Source organism: Pseudomonas petrae (genome assembly GCF_021728295.1).
GTDB lineage: Bacteria > Pseudomonadota > Gammaproteobacteria > Pseudomonadales > Pseudomonadaceae > Aquipseudomonas > Aquipseudomonas petrae.
The window spans coordinates 55071-79545 of the sequence record NZ_JAKJXE010000001.1 but is presented as its reverse complement, the minus strand read 5'-3'; the positions used below and the strand labels follow the sequence as shown (position 1 = coordinate 79545).

Sequence of the window (24475 nt, the reverse complement as noted above, 5' to 3'; positions counted from 1 at the left end):
AGGCATGGGCGACATCCATATCGGCATTTCAGGCTGGCGTTACACGCCATGGCGCGGGGATTTCTATCCCGTCGGCCTGACGCAGAAAAACGAGTTGAAATTCGCCTCCAGAGCCGTGAACAGCATCGAGATCAATGGCTCGTTCTATTCGCTGCAATCGCCTGACCTGTACGCGCGCTGGTACGACGACACGCCAAAGGGCTTCGTCTTCAGCGTCAAGGGCCCGCGCTACATCACCCATGTCCGCCGCCTCAAAGAGATCGACGAGCCCGTCGCCAACTTTTTCGCCTCCGGGGTTTTTCAGCTCAAGGAAAAACTGGGGCCGATCCTCTGGCAGTTCGCGCCCACCTTCAAATTCGACGCCGAGCGCTTCGAGCATTTTCTTAAACTGCTGCCCCACGACGGTAAAGCCGCGAAGGCCCGCGCCAGCAAGTGCGCCGAGCGGTTGCAGCAGCCGGGTTATCTGGACATTCCGGCGCGTCTGAAGGTGCGTCACGCCGTTGAAATCCGCAATGAAAGCTTTCTGGTGCCGGCGTTTGTCGCGCTGTTGCGCAAGTACAAGGTCGCGCTGGTGGTCGCCGACACCGCTGGCAAGTGGCCCCACGTTGAAGACCTCGCCACCGATTTTGTCTATGTGCGTCTGCATGGCGACAAGGCACTCTACGCCAGCGGCTATTCCGACGAGGCGATCAAGCACTGGGGCGATCGCATCGATGCCTGGCAGCGGGGCGGGCAGCCCAAGGATGCTCAACTGATCGTGGACAAAACACCCCGAGCGCGGAAGTCCCGCGACGTTTATTGCTATTTCGATAACGACATCAAGGTCCGCGCCCCCTACGATGCGCGCCGGTTGCTTGAGCGTTTCAATCTCACTGAACACCTGGAAGTTGCGCCAGGCGATTTGCATGGAGCCACGTTGTGACCAGTGCCCTCATCCCCGAAGACCTCAACGGCCGACGACAAAGCGCGTCGGCCTCAGTCACGCTCAACGTGCTGACCATGAACATGCACATGGGCTTCGGTTTCCTCAACAAACGCTTCATCCTGCCGGAGCTGCGCGATGCGGTGCGCACGGTGTCCGCCGATATCGTCTTCCTGCAAGAAGTCCACGGCGAGCATCAGGACCACGCGCAAAACGTAAAGAACTGGCCGACCACGTCGCAGTACGAATTCCTCGCCGACAGCATGTGGAAGGATTTTGCCTACGGCCGCAATGCCGTGTATCCCCACGGCCACCACGGTAATGCGTTGCTGTCCAAGTACCCGATCATCCGTCACGACAACCTCGACATCTCTATCCTCGGCACCGAAGAACGCGGCCTGCTGCATTGTGTGCTGGACGTGCCGCATTTCGGCGAGCTGCACGCGGTGTGTGTGCATTTGGGCCTGAAAGAGGTTCATCGCCAGCAACAGCTGAAATTGCTTGCCGATCTGGTGGCGCGTCTGCCGGCCGATGCGCCGGTGATCGTGGCGGGGGATTTTAACGATTGGCGGCGGAAGGCCGATAGCGTGTTGAATCCTGCCGGCCTGCGCGAGGTCTTTGTTGAATCATTTGGTGCGCCGGCGAAAAGCTTTCCGGCCCGCTTCCCGTTGTTGCGCCTGGACCGCATTTACGTGCGCAACGCGCACATTCGGTCGCCCAGGGTGATGTCCAATCGCCCCTGGTCGCACCTTTCCGATCATGCGCCGTTGGCGGTGGAGGTAACGCTTTGAGGGGTATGAGAGCGATGGGCGCCATGTGCGGCCTTTGGCGGGACGGCAACTCGGTGGAGTTGTTGATCAATGGCGAAGACTTTTTCGCCCGGGTCTTCGACGCCATTCGTGCGGCGCGCGAAGAAGTGCTGATCGAGACATTTATTATCTTTGAAGACCGTATCGGCGAGGGCTTGCAGCAGGCGGTGATCGCCGCCGCCAGCCGTGGCGTGCGTGTGGTCATCACGGTGGACGACTACGGCACCAGCGACCTGAGCACGGCGTTCGTCAGCAAGATGATCGAAGCCGGCGTGCAGATACAGCTGTTCGACCCGCGCCCGAAACTGATGGGCATGCGCACCAACCTGTTCCGGCGCTTGCACCGCAAAGTGGTGGTGATCGACGGCGAGACGTCGTTCATGGGCGGGATCAACTACAGCGTCGACCACATGGCCGACACCGGCATCACCGCCAAGCAGGATTACGCCGTGCTGGTGCGCGGGCCGATCGTCGCGGACATCTATCGCTCGACGCTGGGCATGCTCGGCCCCGCCGTGCGCAAGACCTTCACGCCGCTCAAACCGGTGACGCGTCAGGCCGGCAGTGCGCGGATGCTCCTCGCCGAACGCGACAACCGTCACCACACCACCGACATCGAAGAGCAGTACCTGTTGGCAATGCGCAGCGCGACTCAGCGCATCACCATCGCCAACGCCTACTTCTTTCCCAGCTACCGGTTCTTGCGTGAACTGCGCAATGCGGCCCGTCGCGGGGTGAAGGTCACGCTGATCCTCCAGGGCCAGCCGGACATGCCGTTCGTGCGCGTGTGCTCACGCCTGACCTATACCTGGCTGCTGCGTGAAGGCGTGATCATCCATGAATACAAACAGCGGGCGTTGCACGGCAAAGTCGCGTTGATCGACCACGAGTGGTCAACCGTGGGCTCGAGTAACCTGGATCCGCTGAGTCTGGCGCTGAACCTGGAAGCCAACCTGTTCATTCGCGACCACGCTTTGAACCAGCGCTTGCACGAACACCTGCGCGACCTCGCCGTGGCCCACAGCAAACAGGTCAACCTCAAGGGCCTGGCGAAAGGGCAGTGGTGGCGTGCGCCGATGATCTTCCTCAGCTTCCACTTCCTTCGGCACTTCCCGGCCATTGCCGGCCTGTTCCCGGTGCACGGTCCACGCCTGAAACCCCTGCGCGCGCCAGAAACCCTGCCGGAAGCCGCCGCGCTCAAAAACGAGCTGCCGGCCGATCAGGAGAAATCCCTATGACCGGCGTCTCCCAAGCCTCCACCCACGAGCAGAAACCGGTCGACGCAGGCAAGAACCGTCCGTGGCTGACGTGGGCCAAGCGCGCTTTCACGCTGTTCTTCTTCATCGCGGTGCCGGTCTTGTTGTTCACCCTGATGAAAAACCTCGACTGGAACGAGGTGATGCACGCGCTGGAGTCCTACAAACTCAGTACCTTGGCGTTGGGTTTCCTTATTGCAGCGGGCAGTTACCTGACGTATTGCTGCTTCGACGTGCTGGCCCGGCGCTACACCGAACACAAATTGGCGGTGAAACAGATCATCCCGGTGACCTTCGTTTGCTACGCCTTCAACCTCAACTTGAGTTCATGGGTCGGCGGCATCGCGCTTCGCTATCGCCTGTATTCGCGGCTGGGCCTGGACGTGCCGACCATCACACGCATTCTCAGCCTGAGCCTGATCACCAACTGGCTGGGCTACATGCTGCTGGCCGGTTTTGTGTTTGCCGGGGACTTCGTCGACCTGCCCGAAGGCTGGAAGATTGGCGACACCACGCTGCAACTAATCGGCTTCGTCCTGCTGGCCGTCTGCCTGGCGTACTTCCTGGCCTGCCGCTTCTCCAGAAAACGCACCTGGACCGTTCGCAAGCAACAGTTTGTGCTGCCCTCGCTGAACCAGGCCATGCGTCAGGCTTTGCTGGGCGCATTGAACTGGGGCTTGATGGCGCTACTGATCTACGTGCTGCTGCCGGAAAAAGCCTTCTACCCGGCGGTACTAGGAATCCTGCTCATCAGCAGCATCGCCGGCGTCATCGCCCACATCCCGGCTGGGCTGGGTGTACTGGAAACGGTATTCATCACCCTCATGCAACACCAATTCAGCAAAGGCCAACTGCTGGCCGCGCTGATTGGCTATCGGGTGATCTACTTCCTCATTCCCCTGATGATCGCGCTGGTGGTTTATGTGGTCCTGGAAAAACGCGCGAAGGCCATGCGGAGCAGGAATGAAGGGCAGTTGTGAGTGGGGAAGAGGGACGCGGGGGCAGGCGGGAGCACGGGGACAGATGATTTAAGGTGAGGCGTGTAAATAAATCAGTCCCCTCCAAACATCCCAAAAAATGCAGTGCCCAAACCGGCCTCTTCCCGGCTAAAGCCGGTCCTACAAAACACTGCGTGCATTCAGTGGGATCGGCGTCTGGTGACGCGGAGCGTCACGGGATGCATACCCACGCGGAGCGTGGGAACGATCAGCACGCGCGCAGTCAGTAGGATTGGCTGTGACTGTAGGACCGGCTTTAGCCGGGAAGCTCTTGATCTGCATAGACGCGCTTTTGATCTTCGTACATATAAAGTCCAAGCGACGCCAAACGCGACTTTGGTGCAGGCTGAACGCAGGTCTCGCGCAGTGGGCCGAGCCGCAGGGATGCGGCGAGAGCGCCGTCAGGACATGGATGTCCGTTCGGCGCGGGCCCACGGAGCGGGACCGGAGTGAAGGAACCCTGACGAAGGAAGGGCCAAACCAGGAGCACAAGCCCTTGGTTACTTCGGGCTTTATCAAGTAACTCGCCGAAGGCGAAACAGTCTGCCCCCAGGCAGACGCTGTTGACGTTAAAGATCAATCCCTACCGGCAAACATCCTCACTGCATCCACCGCATCATTCGTCCCCGAACTGATCTGCACGATCGCATCCCCCGCCTGATCCGCCAGATCCACCCCCTTCACCGCCGTGCTCCGCGTATTGTCCATACTCACAATCGCCTGCCGCGTCTCGTTCTGAATCACCTGAATCATCTCCGAAATCTCCTGCGTCGAACGGCTCGTACGCCCCGCCAACTGCCGAACCTCATCGGCCACCACCGCAAATCCACGGCCCTGATCACCGGCCCGCGCCGCCTCGATAGCCGCATTCAACGCCAGCAAATTCGTCTGATCCGCAATACTGCGAATCGTATTCACGATCGCCGTAATCTGCTCCGACCGCTCACCCAACTGACTGATGATCCGCGACGAGTCATCGATATTCCGCGAAATCTGACGCATCTCACTGGCCGCCTGCTGAATCACCTGCGTGCCCTGTTCGGCATACTTCTGCGTCTGCACCGAAATGTGATAAGCCTGCGCAGCGCTGTGGGAATCCTCCTCGTGTTTCTCGATGCGCGCGGTCACGTCCGACGCAAACTTCACAACCTTCCACAGCTTGCCGGACGCGTCATACACCGGGTTATAGGACGCTTCCAGCCAGAGCGTCTGACCCTGCTTGCCAACACGCTTGAACTGATCGCTGAAGAACTCGCCCTTGTTCAGCCGACGCCAGAAATCCTGATAATCAGCGCTGTTGGCCAGATCAGGCGGGCAGAGCATCTTGTGGTTCTTACCCAACAGCTCCTGCCGGCTGTAGCCCAGCAAGCGCAACAGGTTGTCGTTGGCGGCGATGATCGTGCCGTCCAGATCGAACTCGATCAACGCCATGGCGCGGTCGATGGCTTGCAATTTATTGCGCGTTTCGCTCTCGGCCTGAAGCCTGGCGGTCACGTCCATCGCATACTTGACCACCCGGATAACCTTGCCGTCCGAGTCCCTGACCGCGTTGTAATTGGCCTCCAGCCACACCGTGCTGCCATCGCCCGCAATGCGCTGGAACGTCGACGACACGAACTCGCCATTGCGCAAGCGCGACCACAACTGCGCGTACTCCGGGCTGCGCGCATGCTCCGGCGTGCAGAACATGCGGTGTTCCTTGCCGATGACCTGCTCGGGCCGGTAGCGCATGGTTTTGAAGAAGTTGTCGTTTGCCTTGAGCACCACACCGTTCAGATCGAATTCGATGCTGGCCATCGAGCGATTGATCGCCTCCAGCAGGCTGGCCTGATGGGCGACGGTCAGTTGCAGCTCCTGGATGGTTTTGTTCTTGGACGAGTCGAAAAACATGATGGCGGCTCAGGCAAGTGGATGAGGTGTGGTCCTGATCCATGACCTGGCGAGCGAGAGGTCGCTCAGATGCGAATTCCATGTGCAGTGCAGCGGATAATTACGCAGGTAATGTTAAAAAGCTATACGGAAGTTATACAGCTCGTCGGGTTTGTATAAGGTCGTCGCGTGTCAGTCGTCGAAACCGGCCTGTTCGGAGATTTCGTCCACCTTCAGCTCCAGACGATAGGCCACGGCAATGAAGAGCGCCTGACACAAACACAACGTGGCGCTGAGGGAACGAAACGCGAACGAGCTGCCCTCGTTGACCAGCAGCACGGCATTGGCGCGTTTGGCCAGCGGCGAAAGGTTGCTGTCAGTAATGATCAACGTCTTAGCCTGATGATGCTGGGCGATGCGCAGGCAGTGCTGTGTTTCCTTGCCATAGGGCGTGAAGCTGATGGCGATTACCAGATCATTGGCGCGCACGCTGCGCATCTGCTCGCGGTAACTGCCGCCGAGGCCGGAAATCAGGTGGATGCGTTTGTTGGTGTGCTGCAGGTTGTAGACCAGATAGTCGGCGACGGCGAATGAACGTCGCACCCCGACCACGTAGATGTTGTCGGCGTTGACCACCAGGTCCACGGCTTTCTCGAAGGCCTCGTCGTCCAGTTCCAGCGCCAGCCGCTCAAGCCCCGACAGCGTGGCGTTCACACATTCGCGGGCCAGGTCGCCGGCGCTGGCCTTCTGCGATTTGTTGGCGATCATGCTGCGAATGCGTTGCTGGTAGTTCTGCACCGGCGTGGCTTTGTGGGTGTAGGCCTCGCGGAACAACGCCTGCATCTCGCTGAACCCGCTGAAGCCGAAGCGCTGGGAAAACCGCACGATGGCCGAGGGATGCACCTCGCATTCCCGGGCGATGTCGCTGATGCGGTCGACCATGATCCGGTCGCTCTGCTGGCTCATGTAGCTGGCAATGCGCTTGAGCTGACGCGGCAGGCTCTCGTATTCGGCCGTGATCAGCTTGAGCAGTGCATCGGCGGTCTCCGGCGCGGCGGTGACGGGCGTTGCGCCGTCGGCTCCGGTATCAGGGGAGCCTGGCTGATCGAGGCTGGACATACGTGCGAATCCTTTGGCGGGTTGTGGCGTGGCAGGTTGTCCGGGAAGACAGGCGGCCAGTTTTGCAGGCTGCGACCCGCAATGCAAAGTGGAATAAATATTCCACCTGAAAATAATTTAGAAAAATTCATTGATCAAGCCCCGGCGCCGTTCTAGTCTGCATCCACGAACTCGCCAGCAAGCACCACGCTTGTGGGCAAGGGCAACAGTCATCAAATCAATAACAATAAAAGAAGAGGGGCCGGCATGGGCCAGACTCGTTTTGCCACTGGGCGTCAGCTGGACGTGATTTGTCTCGGGCGCCTGGGCGTCGATCTCTACGCGCAGCAGATCGGCGCGCGTCTGGAGGACGTCAGCAGTTTCGCCAAATACCTCGGCGGCTCCTCCGCCAACATCGCTTTCGGCACCGCACGGCTGGGGGTGAAATCAGCCATGCTGACCCGGGTTGGCGACGACCACATGGGCCGTTTTCTGGTTGAATCCCTGGCGCGGGAGGGCTGTGACGTCAGCGGCATCAAGGTCGACGCCGAACGCCTGACCGCCATGGTCCTTCTCGGCATCAAGGATCGCGAAACCTTTCCGCTGGTGTTCTACCGCGAGAACTGCGCCGACATGGCGCTGCAGCCTGAAGACATCCATGAATCGCAGATCGCCTCCAGCAAGGCGCTGTTGATCACCGGCACGCATTTCTCCACCGATCAGGTGTTCCGCGCCAGCAGTCAGGCGCTGGATTACGCCGAAAAACACAACGTCAAACGTGTCCTCGATATCGACTACCGCCCGGTGCTCTGGGGCCTGGCCGGCAAGTCTGACGGCGAGACGCGCTTTGTCGCCAACGAAACCGTCAGCCAGCACGTGCAACGCATCCTGCCGCGCTTCGACCTGATCGTCGGCACTGAAGAAGAATTCCTCATCGCCGGCGGCTCGACCGATTTGCTCAGCGCCCTGCGCCGGGTCCGCGAGCTCAGTGCCGCGACTTTGGTGGTGAAGCTCGGGCCCCAAGGCTGCACGGTGATTCACGGGGCGATTCCGGCGAAGCTTGAAGACGGCGCGATTTACCCCGGCGTGCGCGTGGAAGTGCTGAATGTGCTGGGCGCAGGCGATGCGTTCATGTCCGGTTTCCTCAAGGGCTGGCTCAACGACGAGAGCGACGAGCGCTGCTGCCAGTTGGCGAATGCCTGCGGCGGTCTGGTGGTGTCGCGGCATGCCTGCGCGCCGGCCATGCCGACGCTGGTCGAGCTGGAATATTTGTTCAACAGCCCGGTGCCGATTACCCGACCCGATCAGGACGCGGTGCTGCAACGCCTGCACCGGGTCAGCGTGCCCCGTCGCGAATGGCAGCCGCTGTTCATCTTCGCCTTCGATCATCGCGGGCAACTGGTGGAGCTGGCGCAAAAGGCCGGGCGCGATCCTGCCTGTATCGGCCAGCTCAAGCAGTTGTTCGTTCAAGCGGTCGCGCGGGTCGAGGCCGATTTGCACAAGCGCGGCATCGCGGCCGATGTCGGCGTGCTGGCGGATCAGCGCTTTGGTCAGGATTCACTGAATGCCGCCAGCGGGCGCGGCTGGTGGGTGGCCCGACCCGTCGAAGTGCAGGGCTCGCGCCCGCTGGCGTTCGAACACGGGCGTTCGGTGGGCAGTACCCTGCAAAGCTGGCCTCAAGAACAGATCATCAAGTGCCTGGTGCAATACCACCCGGACGACGAACCGATGCTGCGCCTGGAACAGGAAGCGCAGTTGTTGGGGCTGTATCAGGCGGCGCTGGCCAGCGGTCACGAACTGCTGCTGGAGATTATTCCGCCCAAGGATCATCCTTCGACCCACCCGGACGTCATCTACCGCTCCCTCAAGCGCCTCTACAACCTTGGCATTTACCCGGCCTGGTGGAAAATCGAATCGCAGCCCGCCGAGGTCTGGGAACAGCTCGACGCGCTGATTCACGAGCGCGATCCGTATTGCCGGGGTGTGGTGTTGCTGGGGCTGAACGCGCCCGCCGAAACCCTCGCGGCCGGGTTTCGTCAGGCGGCGAAAAGCACCACCTGCCGGGGTTTTGCCGTGGGCCGCACGATCTTTCACGAGCCCAGCCGAGCCTGGCTTGAAGGCGAAATCGATGATGCGGACCTGATCACTCGGGTGCAGAGCAACTTCGGTTTCCTGATCGAATCCTGGCGCGACGCCCGGGCCTGAAGTCAGCACCCGAGGCCTATGTTTTCAGTTGAACGAGATAACAAAAATAAAGGTGCAGCCATGCCCGCTTCTGCAATCCGAATTGGCATCAACCCGATTTCCTGGAGCAACGACGATCTCCCAGCCCTCGGCGGCGAAACGCCCCTGAGCACCGCGCTCAGTGAGGGCAAGGAGATCGGCTACGAGGGCTTTGAACTCAACGGCAAATTCCCCAAAGACGCCCAAGGCGTGGCCGATGTGTTGCGCCCGTATGACCTGGCGCTGGTGTCGGGCTGGTATTCCGGTCGACTCGCCAGCCGCTCGGCGGCCGAGGAAATCGACGCCATCGCCAGCCACGTTGAACTGCTCAAGCACAACGGCGCCACGGTGCTGGTCTACGGCGAAGTGGCCGATTCGATTCAGGGCCAGCGCATCCGACTGGTCGAGCGGCCGCGCTTTCACAGCGCCAGTGCCTGGCAGGCCTACGCCGACAAACTCACCGAGCTGGCCCGGTTCACGCTGTCCCAAGGCGTGCGTCTGGCCTATCACCACCACATGGGCGCGTACGTGGAATCGCCGGAGGACATCGACATGCTGATGGCCCTGACCGGCGACGAAGTCGGCCTGCTGTTCGATTCCGGTCACTGCTACATGGGGGGCGGCGAACCGCTTCAAGTGCTGAGCAAACACATCGATCGCGTCTGTCATGTACATTTCAAGGACGTGCGCAAACCGGTGGTGCAACTGGCGCGCAACAACTTGTGGAGCTTTCCGGACTGCATCGTCAACGGCACCTTTACCGTGCCCGGCGATGGCGACATCGATTTCGCCGCGCACCTGGCCGTGTTGATGCAGGCCGGTTACCAAGGCTGGCTGGTGGTCGAAGCGGAACAGGACCCGGCCGTCGCGCCGAGCTATGCCTACGCGAAGAAGGGCTTTGACACGCTGCGCACTCTGCTGGCGACCGCGCAACGGCATCACCAGCCTCAACAACCGCCTGAACACCGGAGCCTGTGAACATGAATCTCTTGGTCAAGAGCAAAGCAGAAGGGCGCGACGTGGTAGCGCTGGCCGATGGCGTGCTGACGTATGTCGGGTTCTCCGCCCACCGATTGAGTGTCGGCGAACGTCTGCCGGTGAGTGCGGGCGACAAGGAAATCTGCCTGGTGCTGCTCAGCGGCCGCATCAGCGTCAGTGGCGAGGCGCCGGGGCAGGGCGGTTTCAATTGGGAAAACCTCGGCGATCGGCAGTCCGTGTTCGAAGACAAATCGCCCTTCGCCGTGTACCTGCCACCGGGCAGCCAGGCCGAAGTCACGGCGTTGAGCGCGGTGCAGATTGCCGTGTGCGCCGCGCCAGGCGATGCGTCCAAAGACCTGCCGGCGCGGGTGATCACACCCGACACGATGAAACGCAGCGTGCGTGGCCGGGCGGCCAACACCCGTTACGTCTGCGACATCCTCCCCGATTCCGAACCCGCGCATTCACTGCTGGTGGTGGAAGTGCGCACGCCCTCGGGACACTCGTCGAGCTACCCGCCGCACAAGCACGACAAGGACGATTTGCCCCACGAGAGCTTTCTCGAAGAAACCTATTACCACCAGGTCAACCCGCCTCAGGGCTATGTGTTCCAGCGCGTGTACACCGACGATCGCAGCATCGATCAGGCCATGGCCGTAGAGAACAACGATCTGGTCACGGTGCCCAAGGGTTATCACCCGGTCAGCGTGCCGTACGGCTATGAATCCTATTACCTGAACGTGATGGCCGGCCCAAAGCGCGCCTGGCAATTTCACAACGATCCGCAGCATAGCTGGCTGCTAGATTTATAAGCTTCGAAGGAGCCCTGAAATGAGCAACGCCCCGATCATCGGCCACTACATCAACGGCCAGATTCACGACAGCGCCGAGCGTTTCAGTGACGTGTTCAATCCGGCCACCGGCGCTGTACAGGCCCGGGTGGCGCTGGCGGAACTGAAGACCGTCGATGAAGCCGTCGCCGCTGCCCAGGCGGCATTTCCCGCATGGGCGGATCAGTCGTCCCTGCGGCGTGCGCGGGTGATGTTCAAGTTCAAGGAATTGCTCGACCAGCACCATGACGAACTGGCGGCCATCATCTGCCGCGAGCACGGCAAGGTGTTTTCCGATGCCAAGGGTGAAGTGGTCCGTGGCATCGAGATCGTCGAGTTTGCCTGTGGCGCGCCGAGCCTGTTGAAAAGCGACTACAGCGACAACATCGGTGGCGGCATCGACAACTGGAACCTGCGCCAGCCACTGGGTGTTTGCGCGGGCGTGACGCCGTTCAACTTCCCGGTGATGGTGCCGCTGTGGATGATCCCCATGGCGCTGGTCACCGGCAACTGCTTCATCCTCAAACCGTCCGAACGCGACCCGTCGGCGAGCCTGCTGATGGCGCAGTTGTTGAAGCAGGCGGGCCTGCCGGATGGCGTGTTTAACCTGGTGCAGGGCGACAAGGTGGCCGTGGATGCGCTGCTGCAACACAAGGGCATCGAGGCGATTTCGTTTGTCGGCTCCACGCCCATCGCCGAATACATTCATCAACAGGGCACTGCCCACGGCAAACGCGTGCAGGCGCTGGGCGGTGCGAAAAACCACATGATCGTCATGCCCGATGCCGATCTGGATCAGGCTGCTGACGCATTGATCGGTGCGGCCTACGGTTCGGCGGGCGAGCGCTGCATGGCGATTTCCATCGCCGTGGTGGTGGGTGACGTGGGGCAGAAACTCATCGACAAGCTGCTGCCGCGCATCGATGCGCTCAAGGTCGGCAACGGCATGAGCGCCGATTCGGACATGGGCCCGCTGGTCACGGCGGTTCACAAGGCGAAGGTCGAGGGCTACATCGCCCAGGGCGTGCAGGAAGGCGCGAAGCTGATCGTCGACGGGCGCAATTTCTCGGTGCCGGGGGCGGAACAGGGCTTCTTCGTTGGTGCCACGCTGTTCGATAACGTGACGCCTGCGATGACTATTTATAAGGAGGAAATCTTCGGGCCGGTGCTGGGGATCGTCCATGTGCCTGATTTTGCCTCGGCGGTGGAGCTGATCAACGCCCACGAATTCGGCAATGGCGTGTCGTGCTTCACCAGTGACGGCGGGATCGCCCGGGCCTTTGCGCGCAACATCAAGGTCGGCATGGTGGGCATCAATGTGCCGATCCCGGTGCCAATGGCCTGGCATTCGTTCGGCGGCTGGAAGCGCTCGCTGTTCGGCGATCATCATGCCTACGGCGAAGAAGGCCTGCGTTTTTACAGCCGCTACAAGAGCGTCATGCAACGCTGGCCGGACAGCATCGCCAAGGGCGCGGAATTCAGCATGCCGACGGCGAAGTAGGGGGACATCTCCTCGAGCCCTCGGGGACCGCAAACCCCTGTAGGAGCGTGGCTTGTCCCGCGATCTGCCCGGGGTCGCGTCCGACCGCAGCGGCAGTCATTCCGTTAAATGCGGTGTGTCAGGTTGATAACGGTTGCAGATTTCACGACCGGTTCCCGGCCGATCGCGGGACAAGCCACGCTCCTACGATCGATCGCGTTTAAGCCCAGATCCACCGCCAATAACAACAAGGTGCAAGCATGACCACGACTCGATTGACCATGGCCCAGGCCCTGGTGAAGTTTCTCGATAACCAGTACGTCGAAGTCGACGGCGTGCAGAGCAAGTTCGTCGCCGGGGTGTTCACCATTTTCGGTCACGGCAACGTGCTTGGCCTGGGCCAGGCGCTGGAGCAGGACAGCGGCGACCTTATCGTTCATCAAGGCCGCAACGAACAAGGCATGTGCCACGCCGCCATGGGTTTTGCCAAGCAACACCTACGGCGCAAGGTCTACGCCTGCAGCTCATCGGTCGGCCCCGGTGCCGCCAACATGATCACCGCCGCGGCCACCGCTTCGGCCAACCGCATTCCGCTGCTGTTGCTGCCCGGCGATGTCTACGCCAGCCGCCAGCCCGATCCGGTGCTGCAACAGATCGAACAGTTCCACGACCTCAGCATCAGCACCAACGACGCCTTCAAGGCCGTGAGCAAATACTGGGACCGCATCAACCGCCCCGAGCAGCTGATGAGCGCGGCCCTCAACGCCATGCGCGTGCTCACCGACCCTGCCGAAACCGGCGCCGTCACACTGGCGCTGCCCCAGGACGTACAGGCCGAAGCCTACGATTACCCTGATTCATTCCTGCAAAAACGCGTGCACCGCATCGATCGCCGTCCGCCCACGGAGGCGATGCTCAGCGACGCCGTGGCGCTGCTCAAAGGCAAACGCAAACCGCTGCTGATCTGTGGTGGCGGCGTGCGCTACTCCGGCGCGGCCGCCGAGTTGCAGGCGTTCGTCGAGCGCTTCGGCATTCCGTTCAGCGAAACCCAGGCCGGCAAGAGCGCGATCGTCTCCGCCCATCCGCTGAACATGGGCGGCATCGGCGAAACCGGCACCCTGGCGGCGAATACCCTGGCGCGGGAAGCGGACCTGATCATCGGCGTCGGCACCCGTTACAGCGACTTCACCACCGGCTCGAAATCCCTGTTCCAGAACCCTGACGTGCAGTTCCTCAACCTCAACGTCGGCGCATTCGATGTGCAGAAACTCGATGGCGTACAGGTGCTGGCCGATGCGCGACTGGCGTTGCAGATCCTGGCGGATCACCTGGGCGAGTACCGCGCGCAATGGGGCGATCAGCCGCGCGAGGCAAGGGCTGCCCTGGACGCGGAAGTGGATCGGCTGTACGCCGTGGAATATCAGACCGAGGATTTCGAGCCGGAAGTCAGCGGCCATCTCGACCCGCAGGTGCTGCGCGATTTCATCGAGATGACCGGTTCCTGCCTGACCCAGAGCCGGGTACTGGGGGTGCTCAATCAGCAGTTGCCATCGGACGCGGTCATCGTCGCGGCGGCCGGCAGTCTGCCCGGGGATTTGCAGCGAGCATGGCGCAGCACCAGTGTTGACAGTTATCACGTCGAGTATGGCTATTCGTGCATGGGCTATGAGATCAACGCCGCGTTGGGCGTGAAAATGGCGGCGCCCCGGCGTGAGGTCTACGCCCTGGTTGGCGACGGTTCGTACATGATGCTGCACTCGGAGTTGGCCACGTCGATTCAGGAACGGCGCAAGATCAACGTGGTGCTGCTCGACAACATGGCCTTCGGTTGCATCAACAATTTGCAGATGGGCAACGGCATGGGCAGTTTCGGCACCGAGTTCAGGTACCGCAATCCCGAAACCGGCCAGCTGGATGGTGATTTCGTGCCGGTGGATTTTGCGATGAGTGCCGCAGCGTATGGCTGCAAGACCTACAAGGTCAGCAACGCGCAGGAACTCGAAGCAGCGCTGGCGGATGCGCGCACGCAAACGGTGTCGACGCTGATCGACATCAAGGTGCTGCCGAAAACCATGATCCACGGCTACCTGTCGTGGTGGCGCGTGGGCGTGGCGCAGGTGTCGACCACGGGTACAACCGCCGATGCGTACGAACGGCAAAAAGCGGCGTTGGCCAAGGCCCGTCAGTATTAAACGCAGTCCATGTAGGAGCGTGGCTTGTCCCGCGATCTGCCGGGAACCGGCAGCACATTCAGACAATGCGGTGTGGCTGATACACCGCGTCAGCTTTGATTGACGACGACTGCGTCGCCGATCGCGGGACAAGCCACGCTCCTACACGGCAAGGAGGTGTACACATGAAAATCGGACTCATCGGCTACGGCAAAGGCGGGCGCTACTTTCACGCGCCGCTGATCGCCAGTCAGCCCGGCGCGACGTTTGCCGGCGTCGTCACCCGTTCGCCGGAGCGGCGCCAAGACCTGCGCAACGATTATCCCAAGGTGCCGGCTTTTGACAGCCTGGCCGATCTGGTCGCCGCCGGTGTTGATGCGGTGGTGATCTCGACGCCGCTGGCCTCCCGGCGTGCCTTGATTCTTGAAGCCATCGAGCTCGGCGTCCCCGTGGTCAGCGACAAGCCGTTCGCGCCGGATGCCCAGGCGGCGCAGGAGCTGGTGGACGCCGCCGAACGCCGAGGCGTGTTGTTGGGCGTGTACCAGAACCGCCGCTGGGACTCGGATTTTCTCACCGTGCGCAAGTTGATCGATCAGGGCGTTTTCGGCGACATCAGCCGCTTCGAGTCCCGGGTCGAGCGCTATTCGCCTTCCTCCGTGGGCAAGGAAAGCGGCGGCGGCATTCTCCGCGATCTCGGCAGCCATCTGGTGGATCAGGCGCTCCTGCTGTTCGGGCCGGTGAAGCGGGTGTACGCCGAGCTTGAGTTCGCGACGCCGGAACAAAAGGTCGATCACGGCTTCTTTATTTCGCTGACCCATAACAGCGGCGTGATTTCGCACCTCTGGGGCAACTGCCTGCAAAACGCCCAGGGCCCGCGATTTCGGGTCAACGGTTCACAGGGCTGCTATACCGTGGAGGGCCTCGACGGTCAGGAAGCTGCCGCATTGGCCGGGTTGTCCCCCAGATCCGAAGGCGAACGCTGGGGCGTGGAAGAACATAGACGCTGGGGCTGGTTCGAGCAGGGCGAGCACCGCGAGCGGGTCCCGTCGGAGCGTGGCTGCTGGACCGAGTTTTACCGGCAGTTGCAGGAGGCGGTGATGAATCAGGGGCGCAATCCCGTGGATGCAAACGATGCGGTGGCCTCGGCCAAGGTGCTGGATGCTGCGAGGATTAGCGCGATGGAGGGCAGGGTGGTGGTGCTGTAAGACGCGCACACGGATGCCTCCGACAGACTGCTCAGCACTTACCGATAGTCAGAACGTGGCGCATCAAAACGAAAATAGAAATTAATTCTAAAAGCTGTTGAAGTAGAAATTATTTTCCAATAGAGTCATTTCCAGGTTGCCGACGATCGCCGTCAGCGCCTGGTGTCGGGTCTCCCGGCAGCAGGCCGAACGAGCGACACAAAAACAAGAAAGCCAATCGCAGACAGGTACCGCCGATGAACATCTTCAGATCAGCCACCCAGGCTTGCCGTCCCTTCTTACTCGCGCTTCCCGCCATTCCCCGAGCTTTTTCCCACGCGCTTTTCCACACTGTAGCCCGCCGAATGAGCAACGCTGCGCCCGCTTTCGAATCCGCCCTTGAAACCATCGCCCACGTGCTCTGCGTCGAAAGCCGCGGCGTTGTGGTGTGCGGGGCATCGGGCGGTTCGGTCGCGCACCTTTCAGACACGGCGCCAACGGTTCCGCGCTAAGTGTCAGCACCTCCAGCAGTCGTCATCCCTGTCATTACAACAACAAGAATCTGGAGAAAGACCGTTCATGAATACCCAGCTCCGTTTCACCTCGCTCGCTTTGGCCTTGATGCTGAGCAGCGGCGCCACCCTGGCGGCCGACCTGAAGATCGGCGTGTCCATGTCGCAGTTCGATGACACTTATCTGACCTACATGCGCGAGGACATGGACAAGAAAGTCAAAGCCATGGGCGGCGTCGATCTGCAGTTCGTCGATGGCCGCAATGACGTGAACAAACAGCTCGATCAGGTGCAAGAACTGATTGGCAAGAAAGTCGATGCGCTCATCGTCAACCCGGTCGACACCGAAGCCACCAACCGCATCACCAAGATGGCCACGGCCGCCGGCATCCCGCTGGTTTACGTCAACCGCCGCCCGGACGACCCGAAGCTGCCCGCAGGCGTTGCTTCCGTGACCTCCGACGACAAAGAAGCCGGGCGCATGCAGATGGAATACCTGGCCAAGAAAATGGACGGCAAAGGCAACGTCGTCATCTTGCTCGGTGAGCTGGCCAACAACTCGACCCGCGACCGCACGGCGGGGGTCAAGGAAGTCCTGAAAAACTATCCCAACATCAAGGTCACCCAAGAGCAGACCGGCGCCTGGCAGCGGCAGAAAGGCATGGACGTCACCAATGACTGGCTGACCCAGGGCGGTGACTTCAAAGCGGTGATCTCCAACAACGACGAAATGGCCATCGGCGCCGCCATGGCCCTGAAGCAGGCGGGCAAGAAAGGTGAGGTGTTCGTGGCCGGTGTCGATGGCACGCCCGACGGCCTGAGCGCAGTCAAGAAAGGCGACCTCTCGGTCTCGGTGTTCCAGGACGCCAAGGGGCAGGGCGAGGGCGCCATCGATGCGGCCGTGAAGCTGGCGAAGAAGGAAACGCTGCCTGAACAAGCCATCGTGATTCCTTTCAAGCTGATCACGCCGGACAACGTCAACACCTTCAAATAACCGCTCATCTCAGACCGACTGACACCCGGCAGAGCGCCGCCGTGCCTCTGCCGCCCCTGTCACCCGAGGAGCCTGTGACCATGTTCGCTTCCGCAACCGCTTCGGCTTCAACGAACCCGCCCCTCTCCGGGACGGCGAACGACGCCGAGCACCCTTATCTGCTGGAAATCACCAACATCAGCAAGGGCTTCCCCGGGGTGGTGGCACTGGACAACGTGCAACTGCGCGTGCGGCCCGGCAGCGTACTGGCGCTGATGGGGGAGAACGGCGCGGGCAAGTCCACGCTGATGAAAATCATCGCCGGCATTTACCAACCCGACACCGGGGAAATCCGCCTGCGCGGCAAGCCGGTGGTGTTCCAGTCGCCGCTGGCGGCGCTGCAATCGGGCATTGCCATGATCCATCAGGAACTCAACCTGATGCCGCACATGAGCATCGCCGAAAACATCTGGATCGGCCGCGAGCAGCTCAACGGTCTGCACATGGTCGACCACCGCGCGATGCACCGCTGCACGGCGGAGTTGCTGGAGCGCCTGCGCATCAACCTCGATCCTGAAGAACAGGTCGGCAACCTGAGCATCGCCGAGCGGCAGATGGTCGAGATTGCCAAGGCCGTTTCCTACGACTCCGACGTCTTGATCATGGACGAGCCGACCTCCGCCATCACCGAGACGGAGGTGGCCCACCTGTTTTCGATCATTGCCGACCTGCGCGCTCAGGGTAAGGGCATCATCTACATCACCCACAAGATGAACGAAGTGTTCGCCATCGCCGATGAAGTGGCAGTGTTCCGCGACGGCGCCTACATCGGCCTGCAACGGGCCGACAGCATGAACGGCGACAGCCTGATATCCATGATGGTCGGCCGTGAACTCACCCAGTTGTTTCCGGAACGCGACCAGCCAGTCGGCAAGTTGCTGCTGTCGGTTCGCGACCTGGCGCTCAACGGCGTGTTCGAAGGCGTGTCGTTCGACCTTCACGCCGGCGAAGTGCTGGGCATCGCCGGCCTGATGGGCTCGGGGCGCACCAATGTCGCTGAAACGATCTTCGGCATCACCCCGAGTACGCGCGGGGAAATTTTCCTCGACGGCACGCCGATCCGTGTCAGCGACCCGCACTTCGCCATCGAGAAAGGCTTTGCGCTGCTCACCGAAGACCGCAAGCTCAGCGGCCTTTTTCCGTGCCTGTCGGTGCTGGAAAACATGGAGATGGCCGTTCTGCCCCATTACGTTGGCAACGGTTTTGTCCACCAGAAAGCCCTGCGCGTGCTGTGCGAAGACATGTGCAAAAAGCTGCGGGTGAAGACGCCGTCCCTTGAGCAGTGCATCGACACGCTGTCCGGCGGCAATCAGCAGAAAGCCCTGCTGGCGCGCTGGCTGATGACTAACCCGCGGGTGCTGATCCTCGATGAGCCCACCCGCGGCATCGACGTCGGCGCCAAGGCCGAGATCTATCGGCTGATTTCCCTGCTCGCCAGCGAGGGCATGGCGGTGATCATGATTTCTTCCGAGCTGCCGGAAGTGCTGGGCATGAGCGACCGGGTCATGGTCATGCACGAAGGCGAAATGATGGGCACCCTCGACCGCGCAGAGGCCACCCAGGAACGGGTCATGCACCTGGCTTCCGGAAACCCTGTTCACTGACTCCCCATTCACAAGATCTCTGGCCACTGAAGCGCCGATTCGAGCACTGCGCCACGCCCCAGTCGCAATGCCCCAGTCGGGTCGAAAAAGAACAAGAGGCACACATGAAGATGAACGCGATGCTGGAAAACAAACCCGCGCTGGCGCCTCGCAAGCACAAGCGTCGGCTGCCCACCGAACTGAGCATTTTCCTGGTGCTGATCGGCATTGGCCTGATTTTCGAGCTGTTCGGCTGGATCGTCCGCGATCAGAGCTTTCTGATGAATTCCCAGCGGCTGGTGCTGATGATTCTGCAGGTGTCGATCATTGGCCTGCTGGCCATCGGCGTGACCCAGGTCATCATCACCACCGGCATCGACTTGTCGTCAGGTTCGGTGCTGGCGCTGTCGGCGATGATTGCCGCCAGCCTGGCGCAGTCATCTGACTACACCCGCGCGGTGTTTCCGTCGCTGACCGACCTGCCGGTGTGGGCGCCGGTCATTGCCGGGCTGGGTGTGGGTTTGCTCGCCGGGGCGATCAACGGCAGCATCATCGCCATCACCGGCATCCCGCCGTTCATCGCGACGTTGGGCATGATGGTGTCGGCGCGGGGCCTGGCTCGCTACTACACCGGTGGTCAGCCAGTGAGCATGCTGAATGATTCCTACACCGCGATCGGCCAGGGCGCCATGCCGGTCATCATCTTTCTGGTGGTCGCGGTGATCTTTCACATCGCCCTGCGTTACACCAAATACGGCAAATACACCTATGCCATCGGCGGCAACATGCAAGCGGCGCGCACCTCGGGGATCAACGTCAAGCGTCATCTGATCATCGTCTACAGCATCGCCGGTCTGCTGGCCGGGCTGGCCGGGGTGGTGGCGTCGGCGCGGGCGGCCACGGGGCAGGCCGGCATGGGCGTTTCCTACGAGCTGGACGCCATTGCGGCCGCAGTGATCGGCGGCACGAGCCTGGCCGGAGGCGTCGGTCGGATAACCGGCACGGTCATCGGCGCGCTGATTCTCGGGGTCATGGCCAGCGGCTTTACCTTCGTCGGCGTCGATGCCTACGTACAGGACATCATCAAGGGCCTGATCATCGTCGTCGCCGTGGTCATCGATCAGTACCGCAACAAGCGCAAGCTCAAGCGCTGAGCCGTAGACGTCTTATCAAGAAGGGCCTGTTCGCAGGCCCTTTTCGTTTTTATCGGTTTGAACCGATCACGCAGCGCCCGGTCAGACACCCTCTGCGACCCAACACATCACTGCAGGAGCGCGCTTGCCCGCGAAGAACGATCACTCGGTGCTTCGGATACACCGCGGCGTTATTAGCGCGGGCAAGCGCGCTCCTACCGTTCGCCGATGACCTCGCAACCCTGGGTGCGAACCAATGCCACCGGGTATTCAAGCCCTTGTTGGACGAATCCTGATCAATTATGTTGCCGAGTACCGAACCCGGCCTTAGACTGCCGCCCCTCGTAAATTGAGTGCCAAGCGGCGCTTCGAGACTACGGCGCGTTTAATGCCAGGTTGAGGCGCACCTTTGAGATCGCCTTAATGCACGTTTTTTTATAGAGAAATCAATGACCAAGGAAAAGTTGCTGGCGATGCCGGCCGATGACTACATGAACGCCGAGCAGCACGCGTTCTTCGTCGACCTCTTGCAAGCCATGAAAGTCGAAATCCACGCGCGCATCGAGCAGAGCCGTATCGCGATCGAGAGCCTGGACACCCCGGCTGACCCTGCCGACGCCGCTTCCGTGGAAGAAGAGCGTCACTGGCTGGTGAACGTGATCGACCGCGACCAACGCATGCTGCCGCAGCTGGAAATGGCGCTGAGCCGCATCACTGACGACACCTTTGGCTGGTGCGAAGACAGCGGCGAGCCGATTGGCCTCAAGCGCCTGCTGATCAGTCCGACCACCAAGTACTGCATCGAAGCTCAGGAACGTCACGAGCAGATCGACCGCCACCAGCGTCAGGCGTGATCCATCGGGTTCGACCGCCCGCAACGGGTGGTCGAACCGTTCACTTGCGCACCTTTAACGCGCTTCACAGGTAAAACCCCCCTTCGCAGTTCATTCCGACCGACTACCACCAATGACGCATGGCGCATGGCCGCTATTTGGGCGTTTAATGCTTTCACAATAATGAAAGCAGGGCAGGTCCCGGACATGGATGCGAAAGGTCGTCACGCAGCAACACTCTCCCACCCGGCGCACGCGTCTGCCGACGGGCAGGTCGCCACCGGTTCGCGCTGGCTGACGCCCGCCCTGCAAAGCCTTGGGCTGTGCGTGCTGTTCGCCGCCATGGCCTGGGGCAATGTCTCCGTCTACGTGTGCCTCCCGGTCGCGCTGTTGTTTATGTGGGTGCCGCGATTATTTTCAGGTCGAACACCCGTCGCCCTGGCAGATGCGGGCGAAGACAACATGACGCGTCTGACCCGGGATCTGTCCCGAAGCACCAGTCACAACGCGCTGTCTGCCGCGGCCGTGGCGTTCTCGGTCAGGCAACTGGCGCGCAAACTGCAGTCCCAGGTCAATGCCGCCGAGCAGATCGTCAGCAGCGCCGACGTGATGATCGCCACCGAGCGCGCCACCTCCACGCTTAGCCAGCAAGCGCTGGCCGCCGCCAGTCAGGCGCGGGAGAGCAGCGGGGCCGGGCTTGACGTCCTCAATGCCTCCATCGGCCTGATGCACCAACTCAGCGAACGGGCCGACAGCAGCCGTGAACTCATCGAAGCACTCAGCCAGCGCAGCGAAGACATCCAGCGTGTCACGGCGGTCATTCAGTCCATCGCCAGCCAGACCAATCTGCTCGCCCTGAACGCCGCCATCGAAGCCGCGCGCGCTGGCGAACACGGCCGTGGCTTTGCCGTGGTGGCCGATGAAGTGCGCGGGCTGGCCGGGCGCACGGCGACCGCGACCAGCGAAGTGGGGGAGATGGTCGTTGATATTCAGCAGCGCACCCGGGAGGTGGTCGAGCAGATTCGGCAGTTGTCGGGTGACCTGAGTGGCGGCGTGGCGCAGGTCGAATCCACCGGGCAGCAATTGGCGAGCATCGCTCAGCTGGCCGTTGGGGTGGAGCAGCAGGTCGGTGAAATCGCACGGGGCGCCCAGACCAATCAGGAGCAACTGAGCAGCCTGTTCGTTGCCGTCGAGCAAATGCGCAGCGACCTTGCCATCAGCGATGATCAGACCCGGCGCCTGGCGCAGTCGGCGTTGCAGATGGAGGAACAGGCGGAAACCATCAGCGAACGCCTCGCTCAGGTGGGTCTTGATGACTACCACCAGCGCATTTACGACCTCGCCCGGGAAGGCGCCAGCCAGATCGCCGCGAAGTTCGAGCAGGACATCGATCAGGGCCGGGTCAGTCTGACCGATCTGTTCGACCGCACTTATCAGCCCATCGCCAACACCTCGCCGGCCAAGTTCCAGACGCGCTTTGACCGCTACACCGATCAGACGCTGCCGGCCATTCAGGAACCGCTGCTGACCCGGCATGAGGGGCTGGTTTTCGCCATCGCCTGCACGCAGCAAGGTTACGTGCCGACCCACAATCAGGTGTTCAGCCGACCGCTGACGGGCGATACGGCGGTCGACGCGGTGAACAACCGCACCAAGCGCAAGTTCGACGACCGCACCGGCATTCGCTGCGGCAGTCACCAGCAGCCGGTGCTGTTGCAGACCTACACGCGCGACACCGGTGAACTGATGCACGATCTTTCCGTGCCCATCATCGTCAAGGGCCGGCATTGGGGCGGGCTGCGTCTGGGCTATAGGCCGCAGAAAACCTGAGCGGCAAGTTGCAGCTACAAGCGAAGAGCGAAGAGCGGGCATCTAGTAGCTTGCAACGGGTAGCTTGCAGCTCCGGGCGAATGCCCGGTTTGTGAGACTTAGGGTGTTTAATTATTTAACCGTCCGATATTGAAGTAGGACGCGTCTGAAGTGCAGTTCCATCGGTTGACGGAACGTTAACTGCGATCATCCTGTGAGTATATGTCCGAATATTTAATTGCCTGTTCGGGACTCATGTCAGCACTCACGGATGAATCAAATGACAAAAAAAAATATCACTCAGGCGCCGGCCGATGCCCGCGCCGACGCGCAGCAAGTCACCGTTCGCCTCGGTGTGTTCTTCGACGGGACCGGTAATAACCGGGTCAACAGCCAGATTGGCGCCGACTGTCAGGCCATGGCGGAGGTCTACGGCGGCGTGCATATAAAAGAATGTGGCGGCCGACACACTGACCCCGGCAGCAGTTACAGCAACAGCCCCACCAATATCGCGAGACTGGCCGGGTTATATAGGCAACAGCGCAAGGCCATCGTTAACGCAGACGGTATTTATGTGTATGGCGCGGTGTATGTCAGTGGCGTTGGCACAACCTCTGGCGGGCGCGATTCCCGCGTGTCGGGCCAGGGCTTCGGTCGCGGCACCACCGGCGTGGTGGCAAAAGTGTCGCGGGGCATCAAAAAACTCGCCGACGAACTTCAGATGTTTGAAAGCGATAACCCGGGTTGTGCCATCGGGGCGCTGGAGCTGGACGTGTTTGGCTTCAGTCGGGGTGCGGCGTCGGCCCGGCATCTGGCCAACGAAGTGCTGAAAAAATCCCGGGGCGCGCTGGACCCCGTGCTCGACCCCCGCAAGCTGCCGCTTTCGGACAGCTTTTCATGGGCCAGCGGCAGCGTGCGGTTGAAGGTCATCGGGCTGTTCGACACGGTGGCCGCTGTGGGCGGGATTTCCGATCTGGGTAGCGTTCGGGATGCGGTCAACAGACGGGTCAATCTGTTTCTGCCCCCCGGGTGCGCGCAGCAGGTGCTGCATCTGGTGGCCGGCGATGAGCACCGGCGCAATTTTGTGCTCAACAGCGTCAAGCCCGACTGGCCCCGGGAAATCGTGCTGCCCGGCAGCCATTCGGACATCGGCGGCGGGTATCAGCCCCAGGAAGTGGAGAAGGTGTCGCTGTTCCGGCCTCGCCGCAGTCTGGTCAGCGTCAGCACGCCGTACGACGCCACGGACGCCTGGCTGCAGGCCCACGCCGAGCTGTCCACCCTCGACGCCGGGCGTCTGCTCGACCCCACCGATGACAGCGCCTCGCTGGGGGTTGAATGTTTCGAACGGTTCGCCAGCAGCTCACGCGGGGTCAAGACGGTGGTCGCGACGGTGAAGCTGGAGCGCCGCGTCTACAACCACCTGGCCCACGTCTATCTGCGGGTGATGCACACGCTGGCGAGTGACGAAGGTGTGCCGTTTTTGCCGATCCGCGATTCAGCGGAGATCACCCTGCCACCGGAATTGCGTCCCATCGCCGCCAAGCTGATCAGTCATGCAAAAGGCGAGGGCGGGGTGTTGAACGACGCCGAGCGGACCCTGTTGTATCAGCGCTACATCCATCGCTCGGCCCACTGGAACAATGCCCGGCGCGATGCGCTGGTGGATGGTCTTTTTGTGCACGCGCCTGCGCGGAACGGGCGGCAGACGTTTTCCAATGTCGGCCAGCCCGGTTATCCGCAGTGAGCGCGCTGCA

At 61.5% G+C, this 24475-nt stretch carries 17 protein-coding genes and 2 pseudogenes; 16 read left to right on the top strand and 3 right to left on the bottom strand.

The window, feature by feature from the left end:
* The first annotated feature begins 4 nt into the window (after positions 1 to 4).
* From L4G42_RS00355 to L4G42_RS00340, 4 genes are read left to right on the top strand one after another with little or no spacing between them, the layout of a single operon-like run.
* Positions 5 to 922 carry a DUF72 domain-containing protein gene (locus L4G42_RS00355; RefSeq protein ID WP_237252200.1) on the top strand — a complete coding sequence of 306 codons (918 nt, stop codon included), beginning with the start codon at positions 5 to 7 and terminating at the stop codon, positions 920 to 922.
* Positions 919 to 1713 carry an endonuclease/exonuclease/phosphatase family protein gene (locus L4G42_RS00350; RefSeq protein ID WP_419789321.1) on the top strand — a complete coding sequence of 265 codons (795 nt, stop codon included), beginning with the start codon at positions 919 to 921 and terminating at the stop codon, positions 1711 to 1713. Before L4G42_RS00355 ends, L4G42_RS00350 begins: the two co-directional genes overlap by 4 nt.
* Before the next feature lie 23 nt (positions 1714 to 1736).
* Positions 1737 to 2969: a cardiolipin synthase ClsB gene (clsB, locus tag L4G42_RS00345; RefSeq protein ID WP_237252199.1), complete on the top strand. Its 1233-nt coding sequence runs from the start codon at positions 1737 to 1739 to the stop codon at positions 2967 to 2969.
* Positions 2966 to 3967, top strand: coding sequence for a lysylphosphatidylglycerol synthase domain-containing protein (locus L4G42_RS00340; RefSeq protein WP_237252198.1), 1002 nt, complete (start codon positions 2966 to 2968; stop codon positions 3965 to 3967). The genes clsB and L4G42_RS00340 overlap by 4 nt, the downstream gene beginning before the upstream one ends.
* Before the next feature lie 594 nt (positions 3968 to 4561).
* Here the strand turns inward: L4G42_RS00340 and L4G42_RS26165 are convergent.
* From L4G42_RS26165 to L4G42_RS00330, 3 genes and pseudogenes are all read right to left on the bottom strand, one after another.
* Positions 4562 to 4993, bottom strand: a pseudogene (locus L4G42_RS26165) (methyl-accepting chemotaxis protein); the annotation flags it as partial.
* 105 nt (positions 4994 to 5098) lie between these two features.
* Positions 5099 to 5782 (bottom strand): annotated as a pseudogene (locus tag L4G42_RS26160) (PAS domain-containing protein); the annotation flags it as partial.
* Between the two features lie 264 nt (positions 5783 to 6046).
* The gene (locus L4G42_RS00330; RefSeq protein ID WP_237252196.1) at positions 6047 to 6973 is read right to left on the bottom strand and encodes a MurR/RpiR family transcriptional regulator; all 927 of its coding nucleotides are present in this window, start codon (positions 6971 to 6973) and stop codon (positions 6047 to 6049) included.
* Positions 6974 to 7219: 246 nt separating this feature from the next.
* Here L4G42_RS00330 and L4G42_RS00325 point away from each other — a divergent pair, with 246 nt between their 5' ends.
* From L4G42_RS00325 to L4G42_RS00270, 12 genes are all read left to right on the top strand, one after another.
* Complete coding sequence (locus L4G42_RS00325) at positions 7220 to 9157, top strand: bifunctional 5-dehydro-2-deoxygluconokinase/5-dehydro-2-deoxyphosphogluconate aldolase (RefSeq protein ID WP_237252195.1); 1938 nt, start codon at positions 7220 to 7222, stop codon at positions 9155 to 9157.
* Between the two features lie 60 nt (positions 9158 to 9217).
* Positions 9218 to 10153: a myo-inosose-2 dehydratase gene (gene iolE, locus L4G42_RS00320; protein ID WP_237252194.1), complete on the top strand. Its 936-nt coding sequence runs from the start codon at positions 9218 to 9220 to the stop codon at positions 10151 to 10153.
* A gap of 2 nt (positions 10154 to 10155) precedes the next feature.
* Positions 10156 to 10965, top strand: a complete 810-nt coding sequence (gene iolB / locus L4G42_RS00315) for a 5-deoxy-glucuronate isomerase (RefSeq protein WP_237252193.1) — start codon at positions 10156 to 10158, stop codon at positions 10963 to 10965.
* Positions 10966 to 10984: 19 nt separating this feature from the next.
* Complete coding sequence (locus tag L4G42_RS00310) at positions 10985 to 12484, top strand: CoA-acylating methylmalonate-semialdehyde dehydrogenase (protein WP_237252192.1); 1500 nt, start codon at positions 10985 to 10987, stop codon at positions 12482 to 12484.
* Positions 12485 to 12723: 239 nt separating this feature from the next.
* Positions 12724 to 14655, top strand: a complete 1932-nt coding sequence (gene iolD / locus L4G42_RS00305) for a 3D-(3,5/4)-trihydroxycyclohexane-1,2-dione acylhydrolase (decyclizing) (RefSeq protein WP_237259098.1) — start codon at positions 12724 to 12726, stop codon at positions 14653 to 14655.
* A 164-nt stretch (positions 14656 to 14819) separates the two neighbouring features.
* On the top strand, positions 14820 to 15839 hold the full coding sequence (locus L4G42_RS00300; RefSeq protein WP_237252190.1) for a Gfo/Idh/MocA family protein: 1020 nt from the start codon (positions 14820 to 14822) through the stop codon (positions 15837 to 15839).
* Positions 15840 to 16397: 558 nt separating this feature from the next.
* On the top strand, positions 16398 to 17324 hold the full coding sequence (locus L4G42_RS00295) for a sugar ABC transporter substrate-binding protein (RefSeq protein WP_237252189.1): 927 nt from the start codon (positions 16398 to 16400) through the stop codon (positions 17322 to 17324).
* 80 nt (positions 17325 to 17404) lie between these two features.
* Positions 17405 to 18967 carry a sugar ABC transporter ATP-binding protein gene (locus tag L4G42_RS00290; RefSeq protein ID WP_237252188.1) on the top strand — a complete coding sequence of 521 codons (1563 nt, stop codon included), beginning with the start codon at positions 17405 to 17407 and terminating at the stop codon, positions 18965 to 18967.
* A 110-nt stretch (positions 18968 to 19077) separates the two neighbouring features.
* Positions 19078 to 20100 (top strand): ABC transporter permease, encoded by a 1023-nt coding sequence (locus L4G42_RS00285; RefSeq protein ID WP_172613062.1) that lies wholly within the window; start codon positions 19078 to 19080, stop codon positions 20098 to 20100.
* A gap of 428 nt (positions 20101 to 20528) precedes the next feature.
* On the top strand, positions 20529 to 20933 hold the full coding sequence (locus tag L4G42_RS00280; RefSeq protein ID WP_237252187.1) for a TraR/DksA family transcriptional regulator: 405 nt from the start codon (positions 20529 to 20531) through the stop codon (positions 20931 to 20933).
* A 186-nt stretch (positions 20934 to 21119) separates the two neighbouring features.
* The gene (locus tag L4G42_RS00275; RefSeq protein ID WP_237252186.1) at positions 21120 to 22742 is read left to right on the top strand and encodes a methyl-accepting chemotaxis protein; all 1623 of its coding nucleotides are present in this window, start codon (positions 21120 to 21122) and stop codon (positions 22740 to 22742) included.
* Positions 22743 to 23001: 259 nt separating this feature from the next.
* Positions 23002 to 24465, top strand: coding sequence for a T6SS phospholipase effector Tle1-like catalytic domain-containing protein (locus L4G42_RS00270; protein ID WP_237252185.1), 1464 nt, complete (start codon positions 23002 to 23004; stop codon positions 24463 to 24465).
* Positions 24466 to 24475 lie beyond the last annotated feature (10 nt).

Bases quoted from the DNA above. Each gene is read 5' to 3' on its own strand.
- L4G42_RS00355 (WP_237252200.1), top strand. From the start codon at position 5: ATGGGCGACATCCATATCGGCATTTCAGGCTGGCGTTACACGCCATGG.
- clsB (WP_237252199.1), top strand. From the start codon at position 1,737: ATGTGCGGCCTTTGGCGGGACGGCAACTCGGTGGAGTTGTTGATCAAT.
- L4G42_RS00340 (WP_237252198.1), top strand. From the start codon at position 2,966: ATGACCGGCGTCTCCCAAGCCTCCACCCACGAGCAGAAACCGGTCGAC.
- L4G42_RS00330 (WP_237252196.1), bottom strand. From the start codon at position 6,973: ATGTCCAGCCTCGATCAGCCAGGCTCCCCTGATACCGGAGCCGACGGC.
- L4G42_RS00325 (WP_237252195.1), top strand. From the start codon at position 7,220: ATGGGCCAGACTCGTTTTGCCACTGGGCGTCAGCTGGACGTGATTTGT.
- iolE (WP_237252194.1), top strand. From the start codon at position 9,218: ATGCCCGCTTCTGCAATCCGAATTGGCATCAACCCGATTTCCTGGAGC.
- iolB (WP_237252193.1), top strand. From the start codon at position 10,156: ATGAATCTCTTGGTCAAGAGCAAAGCAGAAGGGCGCGACGTGGTAGCG.
- L4G42_RS00310 (WP_237252192.1), top strand. From the start codon at position 10,985: ATGAGCAACGCCCCGATCATCGGCCACTACATCAACGGCCAGATTCAC.
- iolD (WP_237259098.1), top strand. From the start codon at position 12,724: ATGACCACGACTCGATTGACCATGGCCCAGGCCCTGGTGAAGTTTCTC.
- L4G42_RS00300 (WP_237252190.1), top strand. From the start codon at position 14,820: ATGAAAATCGGACTCATCGGCTACGGCAAAGGCGGGCGCTACTTTCAC.
- L4G42_RS00295 (WP_237252189.1), top strand. From the start codon at position 16,398: ATGAATACCCAGCTCCGTTTCACCTCGCTCGCTTTGGCCTTGATGCTG.
- L4G42_RS00290 (WP_237252188.1), top strand. From the start codon at position 17,405: ATGTTCGCTTCCGCAACCGCTTCGGCTTCAACGAACCCGCCCCTCTCC.
- L4G42_RS00285 (WP_172613062.1), top strand. From the start codon at position 19,078: ATGAACGCGATGCTGGAAAACAAACCCGCGCTGGCGCCTCGCAAGCAC.
- L4G42_RS00280 (WP_237252187.1), top strand. From the start codon at position 20,529: ATGACCAAGGAAAAGTTGCTGGCGATGCCGGCCGATGACTACATGAAC.
- L4G42_RS00275 (WP_237252186.1), top strand. From the start codon at position 21,120: ATGGATGCGAAAGGTCGTCACGCAGCAACACTCTCCCACCCGGCGCAC.
- L4G42_RS00270 (WP_237252185.1), top strand. From the start codon at position 23,002: ATGACAAAAAAAAATATCACTCAGGCGCCGGCCGATGCCCGCGCCGAC.